This window comes from Streptomyces sp. NPDC032940 (assembly GCF_040636935.1).
Classification (GTDB): Bacteria; Actinomycetota; Actinomycetes; order Streptomycetales; family Streptomycetaceae; genus Streptomyces.
In genome coordinates this window covers 1-19,422 of sequence record NZ_JBEZVJ010000016.1, presented here as the reverse complement: position 1 = coordinate 19,422, position 19,422 = coordinate 1, and the positions used below count along the sequence as shown (strand labels likewise).

Genomic DNA, 19,422 nt, shown 5'->3' with positions numbered 1-19,422 from the left:
CCGGGCCGAGAACGGCCGAAGGGCCGCGCTCAGCGCGGAGCCGCCCCCTCCGCCACGGCCGCCGGGGCCCGGCGGGAGGCGCTGTCCCGGATGCCGAACAGGGCCAGGCCGCCGAGCAGACCACAGGCCGCCATGAAGAAGTAGGCGGTGTGGAACGCCGCCAGGTCCGGGCGGGCGCCCAGTACGGCCGCCACGACCGCCGCACCCAGGGCGAGTCCGACCTGGCGGCACATGGACACCATGGCGGTGCCGGTGGCGAAGCGCTCCGGGGGCAGCGGCAGGGTGGCGGCGCCGGACAGGCTCGGCAGGGCCAGCCCGGCCCCGATCCCCGCGATCACGCCGGCCGGCAGGAAGGCGCTCACATAGGCCACGTCGGCGGACGTGGCGGTCGCCCACAGCACCCCGCCCACCGCGAACAGGACACTGCCGGCGAAACCCACCACGTAGTTCCCGTACTTGGTGGCGAGCAGGCCGCCGGGCACGGCGCAGACCGCCGCCATGACGGGGCCGGGCGCGATCTCCAGCCCGGAACGCAGCACCGAGTGGTGCCACAGACCGGTGAGGAACAGCACCGAGGCGAGGATCATGGCGCCGAAACCGGCGAAGAACAGGACGGTCGCCACGTTGGCCAGCGACACGGCCCGGATGCGCAGGATCGCCGGTTCGATGACCGGGGCCGGATGCCGGACGGCCCGCACCGCGCTGAACACCACGCCGAGCGCGCCCAGCGCGAACATGCCGAGGATGCGCCCGCTGGTCCACCCCCAGCTCTCCCCCTGCACGATGGCCGCCACGACGGCGCCCACGGTCACCGCGAGGACGAGGGCGCCCAGCACGTCGGGGGAGGTGCTGGACTCCTCGCGGATCTCGCGCAGCGCCCACGCGCCGACCGCGCAGGCGGCCACGCCGATGGGCAGGTTGACGAGGAACACCCACTGCCAGCCCGCCTGGACCAGGAGACCGCCGACCGGCGGACCGAGAGCGGCCGCCGCACCGCCCATCGCCGACCACAGGCCGACCGCCGCGCCACGCTTGTGCGGCGGGAACAGCGGCAGCAGCAGGCCCAGCGAGCTGGGCAGCATCAGCCCGCCGCCGATGGCCTGGAGCGTCCGCGCCGCCACCAGCGCCCCCAGCGAGGGGGCCGCGGCGCAGGCGGCCGACGCCAGCGTGAACAGGACGAGGCCCGCCAGGTAGGCGCGTTTGCGCCCCGACCTGTCCGCCCACCGTCCGGCCGGCGCGAGGAACGCGGCGAACGTGATCGCGTAGGCGCTGAGCACCCACGACAGATCGCTCAGGCCCGCCGACGGGAACGCGTCCTCCAGGTCGGGGAACGCGATGTTGACGATGAACAGGTCCAGCGAGGAGACGAAGACGCCGATGAGGACGACGGCGATGCTCCATCCCCTCCGGGGCGTCGTCTCGCCCGACGGCGGCGTCATACGCGGCAGCTCCGTTCGGTCATGGGGATCACCTCGGGTCGGTACGGCGTTCGGCACGTGCGTGGTCGGCGACCGCCCGGGCCCACTGGCGGTAGCCGTGGGCCGACGGGTGGAACCCGTCCCGCGCGAAGAAGTCCCCGGTGATCTGCATGATGTCGTTCGAGTCGATCCAGGTCACCTGCGGCCGCCCGGCGCAGATCCGCTGCGAGGCCCGGTCCAGGCCGGCCGCGTTCTCGGCGCAGTACCGTGCGAGCGTGCCGGGAAGCGACGGGAAGTCCGCGAACGGCGGGGTCCCCAGCACCACGACGGACCCGGCCCGCCTCGTCAGCTCGTCGACGATCGCCGCGAGATCCTCCCCCCACTGGCCGGGGCTGCGCCGGCCGAGCACGTCGTTGGCGCCCGCGAGCAGCACCGCCAGGTCGTAGCCCTCGCCCAGCTGCGGCAGCAGCTGGTACCGGATCCGGCGTGCGGTGGCGCCGTGCCGGCCGGCCACCTCCCAGGTGACGGGGCAGCCGTGCGAGGCGGCGAGTGCCCGCGCGAGGCTGCCGGGGAAGCCCTCGTCGTGCGTCGCGACCCCGCAGCCCGCCGCGGTGGACTCCCCGAGGACGGCGACACGCATCGGCGGACCGGCCTCCTCTTCCGCGACGGTCCCGGTGACCGGGCCGGCGGCGGGCGGCAGCACCTCGGTCCTGGCACGCACCCACAGCCCCTGCGCGGCGACGACGGGAAGCATCAGGGGGTTCACGCGCGTCCCTCCCCCACCAGGCTGGGCACGCGGTCGCGCAGCTCCACGCGCGCGAAGTCGGCCGGCACGTTCACCACGATCCGGCTGCGGGCCCGCTGCGGCTCGGGGTCCGACACATGCAGCTCGCACTGCGTCAGCACCTCGCGGATCACGGCCTTCATCTCGAGCAGGGCGATCCGGTCGCCGAGGCAGCGGATACGCCCGCCGCCGAACGGGATCCACGAGTAGACACCGGGCTTGACGTCGAGGAACCGCTCGGGCCGGAACGCGTCCGGCTCCTCGTAGAGCTTCGGGTCGCGGTTGAGCAGGAAGGCGCTCGCCCACAGGTGCTGCCCCGGCTCGTAACGCACACCGCCGATCTCGATCGGCTTCTTCACCTCGCGGACGATGATCTGCGGGATCGACGGACGCAGCCGCAGCACCTCGTTGATCACCGCCGTCAGATAGGTGTCCTCCCCGCGCGCGATCTCCTCGCGCAGCCGCTCGGTGACGTCCTTGTGGCGGGCCAGGTACACGAACGCCCAGGCGATCGCGGCCGCGGTGGTCTCCGTGCCGGCCAGGAAGATGGTCGTCATCTCGTCGCGGATCTCACTGTCCGTGAGCGGCGAGCCGTCCGCGTGGGTGACACCCAGCAGGGTGGAGAGCAGATCGTCGCCGCGGTACCCGGACGCGCGGTGCTCCTCGATGGTCTCGTAGATCAGCGCGTCCGCCTGGTCGCGCAGCTTCAGGAAACGGTCCAGCCCCAGCGGCCGGATCGCCCGCAGGAGCTTGAACAGCCGGGGCGGCATCTTGTGCAGCAGCATCGGCGAGACCGGCCCGTTGTTGAACCGCATCATCTCCAGCAGCAGCGCGTGCAGTTCGTCCCAGCGCTTGGGCACCTGCGGCCCGTAGATCACCTCACGGATCACGTGCATCGTGAAGCCGTGGATGTACGAGTGCAGCGGGACGGCCCGGTCGCGCGGCCAGGCGGCGACGTCCCGCTCGGCCATCTGCGGGATGGCCGCCGAGATCCGCTCCAGCGCCGCCCCGTGGTAGCTGGGCATCATGGCCTTGCGCCGGATCTTGTGCGCGTCCTCGTCGAGCCAGGCCAGACCGGACTGGCCGGTGTACTTCTCGATCGTGGCCGAGCCGTTGCCGGTGTGCAGCACATCGGCGGGCGCGGTGAACATGGCCTTGACGTCCTCGGGGGTGGTCAGCACGTACACGGCGCGCGGAGGGAGCCGGATGCTGACCTGGAACCGGGGGCCGTACTCCTTGCGGCACTCCTCGATGTACCGCTGGGGACGCGTCCAGTAGTTGAACAGCTGGATCACCGCGTGCTTCTTCGACCCCGGCAGCGCGGTGGCGGGTATGACGGTGCCCGCTCCGGTGGCACCGCCGTGGTCGACGGGGCAACGGGCCTCCTGGCCCGCCTGAGAGTTTTCCATGTCCGTTCTGTCTCCGCTCTTGTGATTCGCGTTCACTTGGTCTGCTCCGGGTCGGTGTGCCGCAGCCACTGGCGGGTGACCTCGGCGGTTTCGGCGGCCTGCGCCTCGATGAGGGCGAAGTGGTCCGCGGCGACCTTCACGTCGGTGTCGGCGACGGACCAGGCCGGCCAGGCGTTCCCGTCCAGCGACACGTCGGCGCGGATCATCAGGCTGCGGACGGTGACGGGGTCCGGCGTGTGCGCGGCCAGCAGCCGCATGTAGGCGCCCATCGCCAGCCAGTCGGCGTCCCCGATCGCGCCGGCCTGCGGCTCACGGCCGAGGATCTGCGTCATCACCGACGTGAAGACGCCGTTCGTCTCCTCCTCGGTCTCCGGCATGGGCGTGTCGATCAGCACGACACCGGCCGGCCGCACCCCGGCCGCCTCGAACCGGGCGGCGAGGGAGTGCGCGAGTACACCGCCGGTCGAGTAGCCGACCAGGACGAACGGCTCCTCGCCGACCGCCCGGGCGACCGACTCCGCCAGCACCTCGATCGCCGCGTCCCACGATCCGGGCACGGGCTCCGCGTCCCGGAACCCGGGCAACGTGCAGGCGTACACGTCATGTTCGCCGCCGAAGGCGTCGGCGAACCGCATGAACTGGTGCGGGCTCGAACCGACCACGAAGGACGGCACACAGACGATCTTCGTCCGCGCGCTTCCCGACGCCAGCCGCACCACGTACGCGTCACCGGCGAGCTCGGCGGCCGACGCGAAGGCCGGCCGGAACCGGGCCGCCCCGGTCAGCAGGGGCACGGCCTCGGCCATGGCGCCGGCCGCGTGCGCGTGCCGCAGGAGCACGCCGAGCGTGCCGCTCCCGCTGTCCGGGGTGCTCTCGGCGGCGACCGGGGCGGCCGGCTCCATGCCGCCGACCTCGTCGAGCAGGAGACGGGCGATGGCGGCGGGGGTGGGGTGGTCGAAGACCAGCGTGGTCGGCAGCCGCAGTCCGGTGGCCTGGGTCAGCCGGTTACGCAGCTCGACCGCGCCCAGCGAGTCGATGCCCAGCTCCCGGAACGCACGCTCAGGGTCCACGGCCGACGCCGAGGCGTGCCCGAGCACGGCAGCCACCTGCGCCACGACGACCTCGACCACGACCTGCGCACGTTCGGCCTCCGGCACACCCGCCAGACGCTGCGCCAGCGAACCACCACCGCCGTCCGCCTGCCGCTGTGCCTGGGCCCGCACCAGCCCCCGGAAGAGCGGCGGGAGCAGCCCGGCCTGCGCCTGCGACCGCAGTGCACCCAGGTCGAGCAGGACGGGCACCTGCACGGCCGCGTCCACCGTCCGGGCCCGGTCGAACAACTCCAGACCGAGCTCGGTCGGCAGCGCCGCCGTACCCATACGCTCCAGCCGGGCGATCTCCGCCTCACCCAGCCCACCGGCCATACCACCCGCCGTGGCCCACAGACCCCACGCGAGCGACGTCGCCGGAAGCCCCTCCGCCCGCCGCACGGCAGCAAGGGCATCGAGGGTGGCATTGGCCGCCGCGTAATTGCCCTGCCCCGGACTGCCGATCAACGCCGCGACGGACGAGAACAGCACGAACGCCGACAGATCCATGCCCGCCGTCAGCTCATGCAGATGCAGCGCCGCGTCCACCTTCGGCCGCAGCACCCGCTCGACCTGCTCCGGCGTCAGCGACTCGATCACACCGTCGTCCAGCACACCGGCCGCATGCACAACCGCGCCGAGCGGCCGCTCCAGCGAACCGATCAGCCGGGCGACCTCCTCCCGGTCACCCACATCACACGCCTCGACACGGACCCGGGCTCCTGCCGCCTGGAGCTCACCGACCAGTTCCTCGGCGCCGTCGGCCGCCATCCCACGGCGGCTGACCAGCAGCAGATCCCGCGCCCCGTACTCCCGCACGAAGTGCTGCGCGAACGACGCACCCAGACCACCGGTACCACCCGTGATCAACACCGTGCCCTCGGCACCCAGCGGAGCCGGCACCGTCAGCACCACCTTGCCGACATTGCGGCCCTCACGCAGGAACCGGAACGCCTCCGCACCCCGCCGCACATCCCACGTACGCACCGGAGAGTGCCGCAGCACACCCCGCTCGAAGAGGGACACCAGTTCGCGCAGCATCTCCTGGATCCGGTCGGGGCCGGCTTCGAGCAGGTCGAAGGAGACGTACCGGACGCCAGGGTGGGCGCCGGCCACCGATTCCGGAGACCGGATGTCGGCCTTGCCCATCTCCAGGAACCGGCCGCCGCGAGGCAGCAGATCCAGCGAGGCGTCGATGAACTCCCCGGCCAGGGCGTTGAGTACGACGTCCACGCCCGCTCCGCCGGTGACCTCGAGGAACCTCTCCCGGAACGACAGGTCCCGCGAGGAGGCGATCCGGTCGTCCTGGACGCCCGAGTCGTGCACCGCGTCCTGCTTGGCCGGGCTGGCGGTGGCGTAGACCTCGAGGCCCCAGTGCCGGGCCAGCTGCACCGCCGCCATGCCCACGCCGCCGGCCGCCGCGTGCACCAGGAGTCGCTCACCGGACCGGACGCCCGCCAGTTCGGACAGCGCGTAGTAGGCGGTCAGGAAGACGAGCGGCATGGCCGCCGCCTGGGTGAAGGACCAGCCGTCCGGCATCGGCACGATCATCCGGTGATCGGTGATCCCGACGGGACCGAACGGGTCCATGAGCAGACCCATGACCCGGTCACCGGGCGCCAGGTCGGTCACGTCCGCACCGACCTCCAGGACGACACCGGCGGCCTCGCTGCCCAGCGGTGCCTCACCGGGGTACGTCCCGAGCGCGATCAGCACGTCCCGGAAGTTCAGGCCCGCGGCCCGGATACCGACCCGCACTTCGCGCGCGCCGAGGGGACGGTCGCCGTCGGACGGCAGGAGCGCCAGGCCGTCCAGCGAACCCTTCCGTTCGATGCCCAGCCGCCAGGCACGGCCCGTCGGCTGCGGGGGCGTCCGTCCCAGGCGGGGGGCGAGCAGATCGCCGCCGCGCAGGGCGAGCTGCGGTTCGTCAAGGGAGACGACGAGGTCCCAGTCGGGCTGTCCGTCGTCCCCGAGGTCGAGGAGCGTGATCCGGCCCGGGTGCTCGGACTGCGCACTGCGCACCAGACCCCACACCGGCGCCTGCACCAGATCCGGCACCTGCCCGTCGACGGCCACCGCGTCACGGGTCACCACGACCAGACGGGACTCCCGCAGCACCTCACTCGCCAGCCACCGCTGCAGCAGCTCCAGCGTGCTCCGCGTGACCTCACGCACGGCCCGTACGGCATCCGACCGCGACGGCGGCTCGTCGATCGCGACCGCCACCAGGTCGGGAATGCTGCCGCCTTCGGCCACCGCGCGCTCGAGTGCCCCGAGGTCCGCGTAACGCTCGCCTGCGGCCGGCAGGCCACCCAGCACGGCCACCTGCGGGGACGGCGCCGTGGAGGGGGCCGGGGCGGGGGCCGTCACCGCGGCCCACTCCAGCCCGAACAACGCGTTGTTCCCACCACCCCGCTGCGCACCGGCCAACTGCGCCTGATCCACCGGACGCACCGACAGCGACTCCACCGCCACCACCGGCACACCACGCTCGTCCACCACCTCCACACACATCGCAGACTCACCGGACCGCCCGATACGCACCCGCACCCGCGACCCGACACCACGCCCCAGACGAACCCCCGACCACGAGAACGGCAGATCCACACCCGCACCCGCATCCCGGTCCACCAACGCCGCATGCAACACCGCATCGAACAACGCCGGATGCACACCGAAGCCCCCACCAGCCACACCCTCAGCCAGCTCCACCTCGGCAAACACCTCCCCGCCCACACGCCACGCCGCACGCAGCCCACGGAACACCGGCCCGTACTCATAACCGGACGCCGCCAACCGCGGATACAACGCATCGACGGGAACGGACTCGGCACCGGACGGCGGCCAGGCCGCGGGGAACGACACCGACGGCTCCGCCGCCGTCGTCAGCCACCCACGCGCGTGACAGACCGCCGCCTCCTCGGCCACCTCGGGCGCCTCGGGCCGGGAGTACACCGCGACCTCCCGACGCCCCTCCGCGTCCCGCGCACCCACCGTCACCTGCACCTGCCGAGCCGCATCCTCCGCCAGCACCAACGGCGCCTGCAGCACCAGCTCCTCCACAACCGGGCAATCGGTCGACCGGCCTGCGCTCAACGCCAGTTCGACCAAGGCGGTACCGGGGACGATGACCATGCCGAGGACCACGTGGTCCCGCACCCAGGGCGCGGTGTCCTGGGAGAGGCGGCCGGTGAAGACCCACTCGTCCCGGTCACCGACGGGCACCGCAGCGCTGAGGACGGGGTGCTCGACGCGTCCCAGACCAGCCGCGGCCGGGTCGCCGGCTCCTGTGCTCTGGGAGACCCAGTACCGCTCACGCTGGAAGGCGTAGGTCGGCAGCTCGACACGCTGAGCACCCGTACCGGCGTAGAAGGCATCCCAGTCGACGGGGATACCGGCGACGTGGGCCCGGCCGAGGAAGGTGGCGAAGGCTTCCGTCTCCGGAACGCGAGCCTTCAGCACCGGTACGAACACCGCGTCCTCGTCGTCCAGCGACTGCTGGGCGAGAGCGGTCAACACGGCATCCGGGCCGACCTCGACGAAACGCGTCACACCCTGCTCGGCAAGGGCGCGCACACCGTCGGCGAAACGCACCGCCTCACGAACGTGGGAAACCCAGTAACCCGGATCCGTCAGCTCACCGGACACCAGCGTGCCGGTCACATTCGACACCACCGGAACCCGGGGAGCGTGGAACGTCAGACTCTGGGCGATGGCCTGGAACTCGTCCAGCATGGGCTCCATCAACGGCGAGTGGAAGGCATGGCTGACCTTCAGCCGGGTCGTCTTACGACCGGCCTGCTGCCAGGACGGCAGCCACTCCTCCAACGCGGCCAGCTCACCCGAGACCACCACCGCCGTCGGACCGTTCACCGCACCGACCGACAAACGCCCCTCGAAACCGGCCAGAGACTCGGCCACCTCCGCCTCGGTCGCCTGCACCGCGACCATGCCACCACCGGCAGGCAGCGCACCCATCAGCCGGCCACGCGCAGCAACCAGCGTGCACGCGTCCTCCAAAGACAGCACACCCGCCACATGGGCACACGCCAGCTCACCCACCGAATGCCCGACGAGGACGTCCGGCCGGACCCCGAGGGACTCCAGCAGCCGGAACAACGCCACCTCGACGGCGAACAACGCCGGCTGCGTGAACTCCGTACGATCCAGCAGTGCCGCTTCCGGTGAACCCTCCGCCGCGAACAGCAGGTCCTTCAGCGAACGCCCCAGCAGGCCGTCCAGGCGGGCGCATACCTCGTCAAGGGCCTCGGCGAACACGGGATAGACGGCAGCCAGCTCTACGCCCATACCGGCCCGCTGAGCACCCTGCCCAGTGAACAAGAAGCCCGTCTTACCGAACACGGGCCGACCCGTGACGACACCCGCAGCCGGCTGCCCGTCCGCCAACGCGGCCAGCCCCGCCAGCAAACCATCCCGATCGCTGGCGGTCACCACGGCTCGCTCGTCGAACTGCACCCTCGACGTCACCGCCGAGAACGCCACATCCACCACATCCAGCCCCGCACGCGACAGCACATGCGACCGCAGCCGCTCCGCCTGCCCCGCCAAGGCCGCCCCGTTCTTACCCGACACGATCACGGGCACCACCGGCGGACGCCGCACCACGGTCACCTCGACGGCCGGCTCCTCGACCGCCGGAGCCTCCTCAAGGATCACGTGGGCGTTCGTCCCGCTGATACCGAAGGAGGAAACGCCCGCACGGCGCGGCCGTTCCGTCTCCGCAGGCCACTGCTGCTGCTCGGTGAGCAGGGCGATGTCACCGGCGGTCCAGTCGACGTGCGGCGAGGGCTCGTCCACGTTGAGCGTGCGGGGCAGCACCCCGTGCTCCATGGCCTTCACCATCTTGATCACACCGGCCACACCCGCCGCAGCGGACGTGTGCCCGATGTTCGACTTGATCGACCCGAGCTTCAGCGGGCCGTTCACCCGCTCCTGGCCATACGTCGCCAGCAGCGCCTGAGCCTCGATCGGGTCACCAAGCCGGGTCCCGGTGCCATGGCCTTCGACGGCATCCACGTCGGCGGGGCTCAGGCCGGCGTTGGCCAGGGCCTGGCGGATCACCCGCTCCTGCGACGGCCCGTTCGGCGCCGTCAGACCATTGCTCGCACCGTCCTGATTGACCGCACTACCCCGCACGACGGCCAGCACCCGGTGCCCGTTGCGCCGCGCATCCGACAACCGCTCGACCACCAGCAGACCGAGCCCGTCCGAGAACCCGGTGCCGTTCGCACCCGCCGCATACGACTTGCAACGGCCGTCAGGAGCAAGACCACGCTGACGGCTGAACTCGACCAGGAGGTACGGCCCGGACATCACCGTCACGCCACCCACCAGCGCCAGCGAGCACTCACCGGAGCGCAGCGCCTGCGCAGCCATGTGCAGGGCGACCAACGACGACGAGCAGGCCGTGTCGACCGACACCGCCGGACCCTCCAGCCCCAGGCTGTACGCGACCCTGCCGGAGACGACACTGGCAGTGGTACCGGTGAGCCGGAAGCCCTCCAGGTCGGGGGTCATCGAGCCGCCGTAGTCGGAGGAGACGACACCGCAGAAGACGCCGGTGTCGCTGCCTCGCAGCGAGGCAGCGTCGAGTCCGGCGTTCTCCAGGGCCTCCCAGGACGCCTCCAGCAGCAGCCGCTGCTGCGGGTCCATGGCCAGGGCCTCGCGCGGGCTGATCCCGAAGAAGTCCGCGTCGAAGTCGCCGGCGTTCTCCAGGAAGCCACCGCCACGTGTGGTGAGCGTCCCGGTCTGCTCTGGGTCGGGGTCGTAAAGCCGCTCCAGGTCCCAGCCCCGGTCGGTGGGCAAGGGCGAGATCGCGTCCCGGCCCTCCGCCACCAGCCGCCACAGATCATCCGGCGACGTCACCCCACCCGGATAGCGGCACGCCATACCCACGATCGCCAACGGCTCGTCCGCCGTGGGGCGGCGACGCTTCGCACGCACCGGCGCCGCAGCCGGCTCCACACCACCCACCTCGTTGAGCATGAAGTGGGCGATGGCGGTGGGGGTGGGGTGGTCGAAGACCAGCGTGGTCGGCAGCCGCAGTCCGGTGGCCTGGGTCAGCCGGTTACGCAGCTCCACGGCACCCAGCGAGTCGATGCCCAGCTCCCGGAACGCACGCTCAGGGTCCACGGCCGACGCCGAGGCGTGCCCGAGCACGGCAGCCACCTGCGCCACGACGACCTCGACCACGACCTGTGCACGTTCGGCCTCCGGCACACCCGCCAGACGCTGCGCCAGCGAACCACCACTGCCGTCCGCCTGCCGCTGTGCCTGGGCCCGCACCAGCCCCCGGAAGAGCGGCGGGAGCAGCCCCGCACGAGCCTGCGACCGCAACGCGCCCAGGTCGAGCAGGACGGGCACCTGCACGGCCGCGTCCACCGTCCGGGCCCGGTCGAACAACTCCAGACCGAGCTCGGTCGGCAGCGCCGCCGTACCCATACGCTCCAGCCGGGCGATCTCCGCCTCACCCAGCCCACCGGCCATACCGGTGGCGTTCGCCCACAGGCCCCAGGCGAGCGACGTCGCCGGAAGCCCCTCCGCCCGCCGCACGGCAGCAAGGGCATCGAGGGTGGCATTGGCCGCCGCGTAATTGCCCTGCCCCGGACTGCCGATCAACGCCGCGACGGAGGAGAACAGCACGAACGCCGACAGATCCATGCCCGCCGTCAGCTCATGCAGATACAGCGCCGCGTCCACCTTCGGCCGCAGCACCCGCTCGACCTGCTCCGGCGTCAGCGACTCGATCACACCGTCGTCCAGCACACCGGCCGCATGCACAACCGCGCCGAGCGGCCGATCCAGCGAACCGATCAGCCGGGCGAGCTCCTCCCGGTCACCCACATCACACGCCTCGACACGGACCCGAGCACCCAGCCCCTCCAGGCCGGCCACCAGCTCCGCGACACCCTCGGCCGCCGCACCACGACGGCTCACCAACAGCAGATCCCGCGCCCCGTACTCCCGCACGAAGTGCTGCGCGAACGACGCACCCAGACCACCGGTACCACCCGTGATCAACACCGTGCCCTCGGCACCCAGCGGAGCCGGCACCGTCAGCACCACCTTGCCGACATTGCGGCCCTCACGCAGGAACCGGAACGCCTCCGCACCCCGCCGCACATCCCACGTACGGACGGGCGCGTGCTCCAGCGCCCCCTGCTCGAACAACGACACGACCTCGCGCAGCATCTCCTGCAGGCGCTCGGGGCCGGCGTCGAACAGGTCATACGCCTGGTAGCGGGTCCCGCTGTGCGTCCGGTCGATCTCGTCGGCGTCGCGGACGTCGGCCTTGCCCATCTCCAGGAACCGGCCGCCGCGTGGCAGCAGATCCAGCGAGGCATCCACGAACTCCCCGGCCAGGGCGTTGAGTACGACGTCCACGCCCGACCCGCCAGTGACCTCCAGGAACATCTCCCGGAACGACAGGTCCCGCGAGGAGGCGATCCGCTCCTCGGCAATGCCGCGTTCCGTCAGCGCGCCCCACTTCGAGGGGCTCGCGGTCGCGAAGACCTCCGCTCCCAGGTGGCGAGCCAACTGCACGGCTGCCATACCGACACCGCCGGCGGCCGCGTGCACCAACAGCCGTTCGCCGCGCCGCAGTCCGGCCAGGTCGACCAGACCGTAGTACGCGGTCAGGAAGACCACCGGGACCGAGGCCGCCTGCGAGAAAGACCACCCCGACGGCATGGGCACGATCATCCGCCGGTCCGCGACGGTCACCGGGCCGAAGGCGTCGGCCATGAGGCCCATGACCCGCTGGCCCGGGACCAGGTCGGTCACCTCGGGGCCGACTTCGAGGACCACGCCGGCGGCCTCCGTGCCCAGCGGTACCTCACCCGGGTAGAGACCAAGCGCGATCAGTACGTCCCGGAAGTTCAGGCCCGCGGCCCGGACCCCGATGCGTACCTCACCGGCCTCGAGCGCACGGTTCCCCTCGGAACGGACCAGGGTGAGGCTGTCGAGGGAGCCCTTGCGTTCCGTGCCCAGCTGCCAGACGTCCGGCACGGCAGCGGATGCCGCACGGCCCAGGCGGGGGGCGAGCAGATCGCCGCCGCGCAGGGCGAGCTGCGGTTCGTCAAGGGAGACGACGAGGTCCCAGTCGGGCTGTCCGTCGTCCCCGAGGTCGAGGAGCGTGATCCGGCCCGGGTGCTCGGACTGCGCACTGCGCACCAGACCCCACACCGGCGCCTGCACCAGATCCGGCGCCTGCCCGTCGACGGCCACCGCGTCACGGGTCACCACGACCAGACGGGACTCCCGCAGCACCTCACTCGCCAGCCACCGCTGCAGCAGCTCCAGCGTGCTCACGGTGGCCGCCCTCGCGCCCGACGCGACATCGGTGGTGCCGTCCGGCTCGACGCCCACCAGGACGACGTCCGGGGCGGCGGTCCCTTCGACCACCGCGAGCTCCAGCGCGGCAAGGTCCGCGTAACGCTCACCCGCGGCCGGCAGGCCACCCAGCACAGCCGGCCGGACGGGTTCGCCGGGCTCACCGGTCACCGGGGTCCAGTTGACCTGGTACAGCGGGCCTGCGCTCTGCTTCGAGCCCTGGAGCTGCCTCTGGTCCACGGGCCGGAAGGCCAGCTTGGCCACACTCGCCACCGGTACGCCGTCCTCACCGGCGATGTCGAGGCGCAGCGCCGATGCCCCGGCCGAACCGATCCTCACCCGGACACGGGCCAGGCCACGCTGCCCGAACCGGACGCCGGACCACGAGAACGGCAGGCTCGCCGAGGTGCCGTCGCCGGAGTCCAGCCAGTCCAGGCCGCCGTGCAGGGACGCGTCGAACAACGCCGGGTGGATGGCGAAGCCCGCCGCCGCGTCCACCTGGTCGTCCGGGAGCGTCACCTCGGCGTACACCGTGTCCTCGTCACGCCAGGCCGCGCGGACACCCTGGAAGGCAGGCCCGTAGTCGAATCCGATGTCGCTGACCCGGGCGTAGATCGCATCCACGGCGACCGGTTCCGCATCGGCCGGCGGCCACTGCGCCGACCAGTCCGCAGCCGTGTCGTCCGTCGCCGCGACCAGGGTGCCGCGGGCGTGGCAGACCGCCTGTCGCCCGGCATCGTCCTCGCCCCCGCCCTCGGGGCGGGAGTACAGGGCGACTTCGCGTCGGCCGTCCTCGTCGGCTTCACCCAGCTTGACCTGGAGGTGCACGGAGGTGTCCGCGTCCAGGATGAGCGGCGCTTCGAGCACCAGCTCCTCGACAACGGGGCTGCCCGCTTCCCGTCCGGCCGCACCGGCCAGTTCGACCAAGGCGGTACCGGGGACGATGACCATGCCGAGGACCACGTGGTCCCGCACCCAGGGCGCGGTGTCCTGGGAGAGGCGGCCGGTGAAGACCCACTCGTCCCGGTCACCGACGGGCACCGCAGCGCTGAGGACGGGGTGCTCGACGCGTCCCAGACCAGCCGCGGCCGGGTCGCCGGCTCCAGCTCCCGGCGCCACCCAGTACCGCTCATGCTGGAATGCGTAGGTCGGCAGTTCGACGCGCTGAGCGCCGGTGCCGGTGTAGAAGGCGTCCCAGTCGACGGGGATACCGGCGACGTGCGCCCGGCCGAGGAAGGTGGCGAAGGCTTCCGCTTCGGGAGTACGGGCACGCAGGACAGGTGCGAAGACTGCGTCCTCGTCGTCCAGTGTCTGCTGGGCGAGGGCGGTGAGTACGGCATCCGGGCCGACCTCGACGAAGCGCGTGACGCCCTGCTCGGCGAGGGTGCGTACCCCGTCGGCGAAGCGGACTGCCTCACGGACGTGGGAAACCCAGTAACCCGGGTCCGTCAGCTCACCGGACACCAACGTGCCGGTCACATTCGACACCACCGGAACCTGAGGGGCGTGGAACGTCAGACTCTGGGCGATGGCCTGGAACTCGTCCAGCATGGGTTCCATCAACGGCGAGTGGAAGGCATGGCTGACCTTCAACCGGGTCGTCTTACGACCGGCCTGCTGCCAGGACGGCAGCCACTCCTCCAACGCGGCCAGCTCACCCGAGACCACCACCGCCGTCGGACCGTTCACCGCACCGACCGACAAACGGCCCTCGAAGCCGGCCAGAGACTCGGCCACCTCCGCCTCGGTCGCCTGCACCGCGACCATGCCACCACCGGCAGGCAGCGCACCCATCAGGCGTCCACGGGCGGCGACCAGCGTGCACGCGTCGTCCAAAGACAGCACACCCGCCACATGGGCACACGCCAGCTCACCCACCGAATGCCCGACGAGGACGTCCGGCCGGACCCCGAGGGACTCCAGCAGCCGGAACAACGCCACCTCGACGGCGAACAACGCCGGCTGCGTGAACTCCGTACGATCCAGCAGTGCCGCTTCCGGCGAACCCTCCGCCGCGAACAAAAGCTCCTTCAGCGAACGACCCAAGAGGCCGTCCAACCGGCCGCAAATCTCGTCCAAGGCCTCGGCGAACACGGGATAGACGGCGGCCAGTTCCGCGCCCATACCGGCCCGCTGGGCACCCTGCCCGGTGAACAAGAACCCGGTCTTCCCAGCCACGGGCCGCCCCGTGGCCGGCTGCCCGTCCGCCAACGCGGCCAGCCCCGCCAGCAGATCGTCCCGGTCCTTCGCGGTTACCACCGCACGCTCATCGAACTGCGCCCTCGACATCACCGCCGAGAACGCCACATCCACCACATCCAGCCCGTCGTGGGACACCAGATGCGACCGCAGCCGCTCCGCCTGCCCCGCCAAGGCCGCCCCGCTCTTACCCGACACGATCACGGGCACCACCGGCGGACGCCGCACCACGGCCGCCTCAGCAGCCGGCTCCTCGACCGCCGGAGCCTCCTCAAGGATCACGTGAGCGTTCGTCCCACTGACGCCAAAGGAGGACACACCCGCACGGCGCGGCCGTTCCCCATCAGCAGGCCACTGCACAGGATCGGTCAGCAGCTCCACCTCACCCGCAGACCAGTCAATATGCGGAGAGGGCTCGTCCACGTTGAGTGTGCGGGGCAGCACCCCGTGCTGCATCGCCTTCACCATCTTGATCACACCGGCCACACCCGCCGCAGCGGACGTGTGCCCGATGTTCGACTTGATCGATCCGAGCTTCAGCGGGCCGTTCACCCGCTCCTGGCCATACGTCGCCAGCAGCGCCTGGGCCTCGATCGGGTCACCGAGCCGGGTCCCCGTGCCATGCCCCTCGACGGCATCCACGTCGGCGGGGCTCAGACCGGCATTCGCCAGCGCCTGGCGGATCACCCGCTCCTGCGACGGCCCGTTCGGCGCCGTCAGACCGTTGCTCGCACCGTCCTGATTGACCGCACTACCCCGCACGACACCGAGAATCCGGTGGCCGTTGCGCCGCGCATCCGACAGCCGCTCCATGACGACCAGGCCCAGACCATCGGAGAACCCGGTGCCGTCCGCGCCCGCCGCATACGACTTGCAACGGCCGTCAGGAGCAAGACCACGCTGCCGACTGAACTCCATGAGCAGGGTCGGGCCGGCCATCACCGTCACACCGCCGACCAGGGCCAGCGAGCACTCACCGGAGTGCAGCGCTTGGGACGCCAGGTGCAGGGCGACCAACGACGACGAGCAAGCCGTGTCGACCGACACCGCCGGCCCCTCCAGTCCCAGGGTGTACGCGACCCGGCCAGAGACGACGCTGGTCGTGCCGCCTGTCAGTCGGAAACCTTCGAGTTCCGGCAGGGAGCCCGCCGGGGTCGCCGCGTAGTCGGAGGGGCCCACACCGCAGAAGACGCCGGTGTCGGTGCCGCGCAGCGAGGCCGGGTCCAGCCCGGCGTCCTCGATGGCTTCCCAGGCGGCCTCCAGCAGCAACCGCTGCTGCGGGTCCATGGCCAGGGCCTCGCGCGGGCTGATCCCGAAGAACCCGGCATCGAAGTCCCCGGCACCCTGCAGGAAACCGCCGCCACGGGTGTAGACGGTTCCGAGTCGGTCGGGGTCGGGGTCGTAGAGGCGCTCCAGGTCCCAGCCCCGGTCGGTGGGCAAGGGCGAGATCGCGTCCCGGCCCTCCGCCACCAGCCGCCACAGATCATCCGGCGACGTCACCCCACCCGGATAACGGCACGCCATACCCACGATCGCCAACGGCTCGTCCACCGTGGAACGACGACGCTTCGCACGCACCGGCGCCACAGCCGGCTCCACACCACCCACCTCAGACACCAACAGCCGCGCCACCGCCGACGACGTCGGATGATCGAACACCAACGTCGACGGCAATCGCACACCACTGACCTGCGACAGCCGGTTACGCAACTCCACCGCACCCAGCGAATCGAACCCAAGATCCTTGAACGCCCGATCCGGATCGATCACCGACCCCGACCCATGCCCCAGAACAGCAGCCACCTGCCCACGCACCAGATCGAGAGCAACCCGCTCCCACTCACCCCGCGCAACACCAGCCAACTGCCGCGCCAGCGAACCACCCCCACCAGCACGCCGCACCGGCAACCGCACCAACCCACGAAACAGCGCCGGAAGCAACCCCGCACGAGCCTGTGACCGCAACGCCACCGGGTCCAACAACACAGGCGCCACCAACGCCTCACCCAGACCCAACCCCCGGTCGAACAACTCCAGACCGAGCTCGGTAGGCAGCGCCGCCGTACCCATACGCTCCAGCCGGGCGATCTCCGCCTCACCCAGCCCACCGGCCATACCACCCGCCGTGGCCCACAGACCCCACGCGAGCGACGTCGCCGGAAGCCCCTCCGCCCGCCGCACGGCAGCAAGGGCATCGAGGGTGGCATTGGCCGCCGCGTAATTGCCCTGCCCCGGACTGCCGATCAACGCCGCCACCGACGAGAACAGCACGAACGCCGACAGATCCATACCCGCCGTCAGCTCATGCAGATGCAGCGCCGCGTCCACCTTCGGCCGCAGCACCCGCTCGACCTGCTCCGGCGTCAGCGACTCGATCACACCGTCGTCCAGCACACCGGCCGCATGCACAACCGCGCCGAGCGGCCGCTCCAGCGAACCGATCAGCCGGGCGACCTCCTCCCGGTCACCCACATCACACGCCTCGACACGGACCCGGGCTCCTGCCGCCTGGAGCTCACCGACCAGTTCCTCGGCGCCGTCGGCCGCCATTCCACGGCGGCTGACCAGCAGCAGATCCCGCGCCCCGTACTCCCGCACGAAGTGCTGCGCGAACGACGCACCCAGACCACCGGTACCACCCGTGATCAACACCGTGCCCTCGGCACCCAGCGGTGAACGTCCTGCGTCGCCGGACTGGACAGCCCTGGTCAGACGCGGCGCGAACATCCGCCCGGCGCGGACGGCCAGTTGCGGTTCGCCGGTCGCGAGGACGGATCCCCAGTCGGGTACTTCGTCGCCGTCGACATCGAGCAGCAGAATCCGGTCCGGGTGCTCGGACTGCGCGCTGCGCACCAGGCCCCACACCGGCGCCTGCGCCAGGTCCGGCGCCTGCTCACCGACGGCGACCGCATTACGGGTCACCACGGCGAGCCGGGCCCCGGTGAGTCGCTCGTCGGCGAGCCACCGCTGGAGCAGACGCAGTGTGTCCTCGGTGACCGCATGCATGGATGCAGCGTCGGCCTGCGCCGAGCCGACGATCGGGACGACGACCACGTCCGGCGCGGCAGCGCCCTCGGCCAGCGCCTGCTCCAGGGCGTCGTCGAGGACGCCGACCCGGGGCGCCTCGACGCCGGCCTCACTCGCGACCTCGGTCCAGTCGAGACGGAACAGGGCATCTCCGTGCTCAGCTCGGGTGTCCTTGAGCTGCGACGGCTCGACCGTCCGGAACGCCAACTCGGCAACGCGTGCGACGAGATCACCCTGCTCGGAAGCGATGTCGACGCGCAGCGACGAATCACCCGCTGAACCGATCCGCACCCGGACCCGGGCCAGGCCGCCCTGCCCAAAGCGGACACCGGACCACGAGAACGGCAATCGCGCGGATCCGTCGCCCAGATCGAGCCAGTCGAGCCCGCCGTGCAGGGACGCGTCGAACAGGGCCGGGTGGATGCCGAAGCCCTTGGCCGACTCCGTGTCCTCGTCGGGCAGAGCCACCTCGGCGAAGACCTCGTCGCCGTCCCGCCAGGCGCTCTGCAGACTCTGGAAGACAGGGCCGTAGTCGAAGCCCAGCTCGGTGAGCCGTGCGTAGAGCGCGTCCACGCCGATCGGTTCAGCGTCCGCGGGCGGCCACTCGGCCGGCATCCACGACGTCTCCGCCGGGGTTTCGTCCTGCGCGAGAAGGCCACGGGCATGGCAGGTTCCCTCGCCCTGCCCTCCCTCGGGCTGCGAGTAGATCGCGACCTGACGACGGCCGTCCTCATCCGGCTCCCCGACCGTCACCTGTACACGGACGGCCGTGTCGGCGTCCAGGATCAGCGGTGCTTCGAGGACCAGTTCGTCGAGCAGCGGGCTGCCCGCTTCCCGTCCGGCCGCACCGGCCAGTTCGACCAGGGTCGTACCCGGCACGACGATCATCCCGAGTACACCGTGGTCCTGCGTCCACGGTGCGGATTCCTGCGACAGGCGACCGGTGAACAGCCACTCGTCCCGATCACCGACCCGCACCCCGGCCGTGAGGACCGGATGTCCGATGCGTCCGAGCCCTGCGGCCGCCGGGTCGCCGGCTCCAGCGCCCGGCGCCAGCCAATACCGCTCACGCTGGAAGGCATAGGTCGGCAGCTCGACACGCTGAGCACCCGTACCGGCGTAGAAGGCATCCCAGTCGACCGGGA

4 protein-coding genes and 1 pseudogene are annotated in these 19,422 nt (G+C 71.5%); all 5 read right to left on the bottom strand.

What is annotated here, in order from left to right:
• Positions 1 to 29: 29 nt before the first annotated feature.
• Positions 30 to 1,439, bottom strand: a complete 1,410-nt coding sequence (locus tag AB0E77_RS20135) for an MFS transporter (RefSeq protein WP_361572481.1) — start codon at positions 1,437 to 1,439, stop codon at positions 30 to 32.
• A gap of 28 nt (positions 1,440 to 1,467) precedes the next feature.
• Positions 1,468 to 2,184, bottom strand: coding sequence for an SGNH/GDSL hydrolase family protein (locus AB0E77_RS20130; protein ID WP_361572478.1), 717 nt, complete (start codon positions 2,182 to 2,184; stop codon positions 1,468 to 1,470).
• On the bottom strand, positions 2,181 to 3,611 hold the full coding sequence (locus AB0E77_RS20125) for a cytochrome P450 (RefSeq protein WP_361572475.1): 1,431 nt from the start codon (positions 3,609 to 3,611) through the stop codon (positions 2,181 to 2,183). Before AB0E77_RS20125 ends, AB0E77_RS20130 begins: the two co-directional genes overlap by 4 nt.
• Positions 3,612 to 3,643: 32 nt before the next feature.
• Positions 3,644 to 18,892 carry an SDR family NAD(P)-dependent oxidoreductase gene (locus tag AB0E77_RS20120; RefSeq protein ID WP_361572712.1) on the bottom strand — a complete coding sequence of 5,083 codons (15,249 nt, stop codon included), beginning with the start codon at positions 18,890 to 18,892 and terminating at the stop codon, positions 3,644 to 3,646.
• A 141-nt stretch (positions 18,893 to 19,033) separates the two neighbouring features.
• A pseudogene (locus AB0E77_RS20115) lies at positions 19,034 to 19,255 on the bottom strand (hypothetical protein); the annotation flags it as partial.
• Between the last annotated feature and the right edge of the window lie 167 nt (positions 19,256 to 19,422).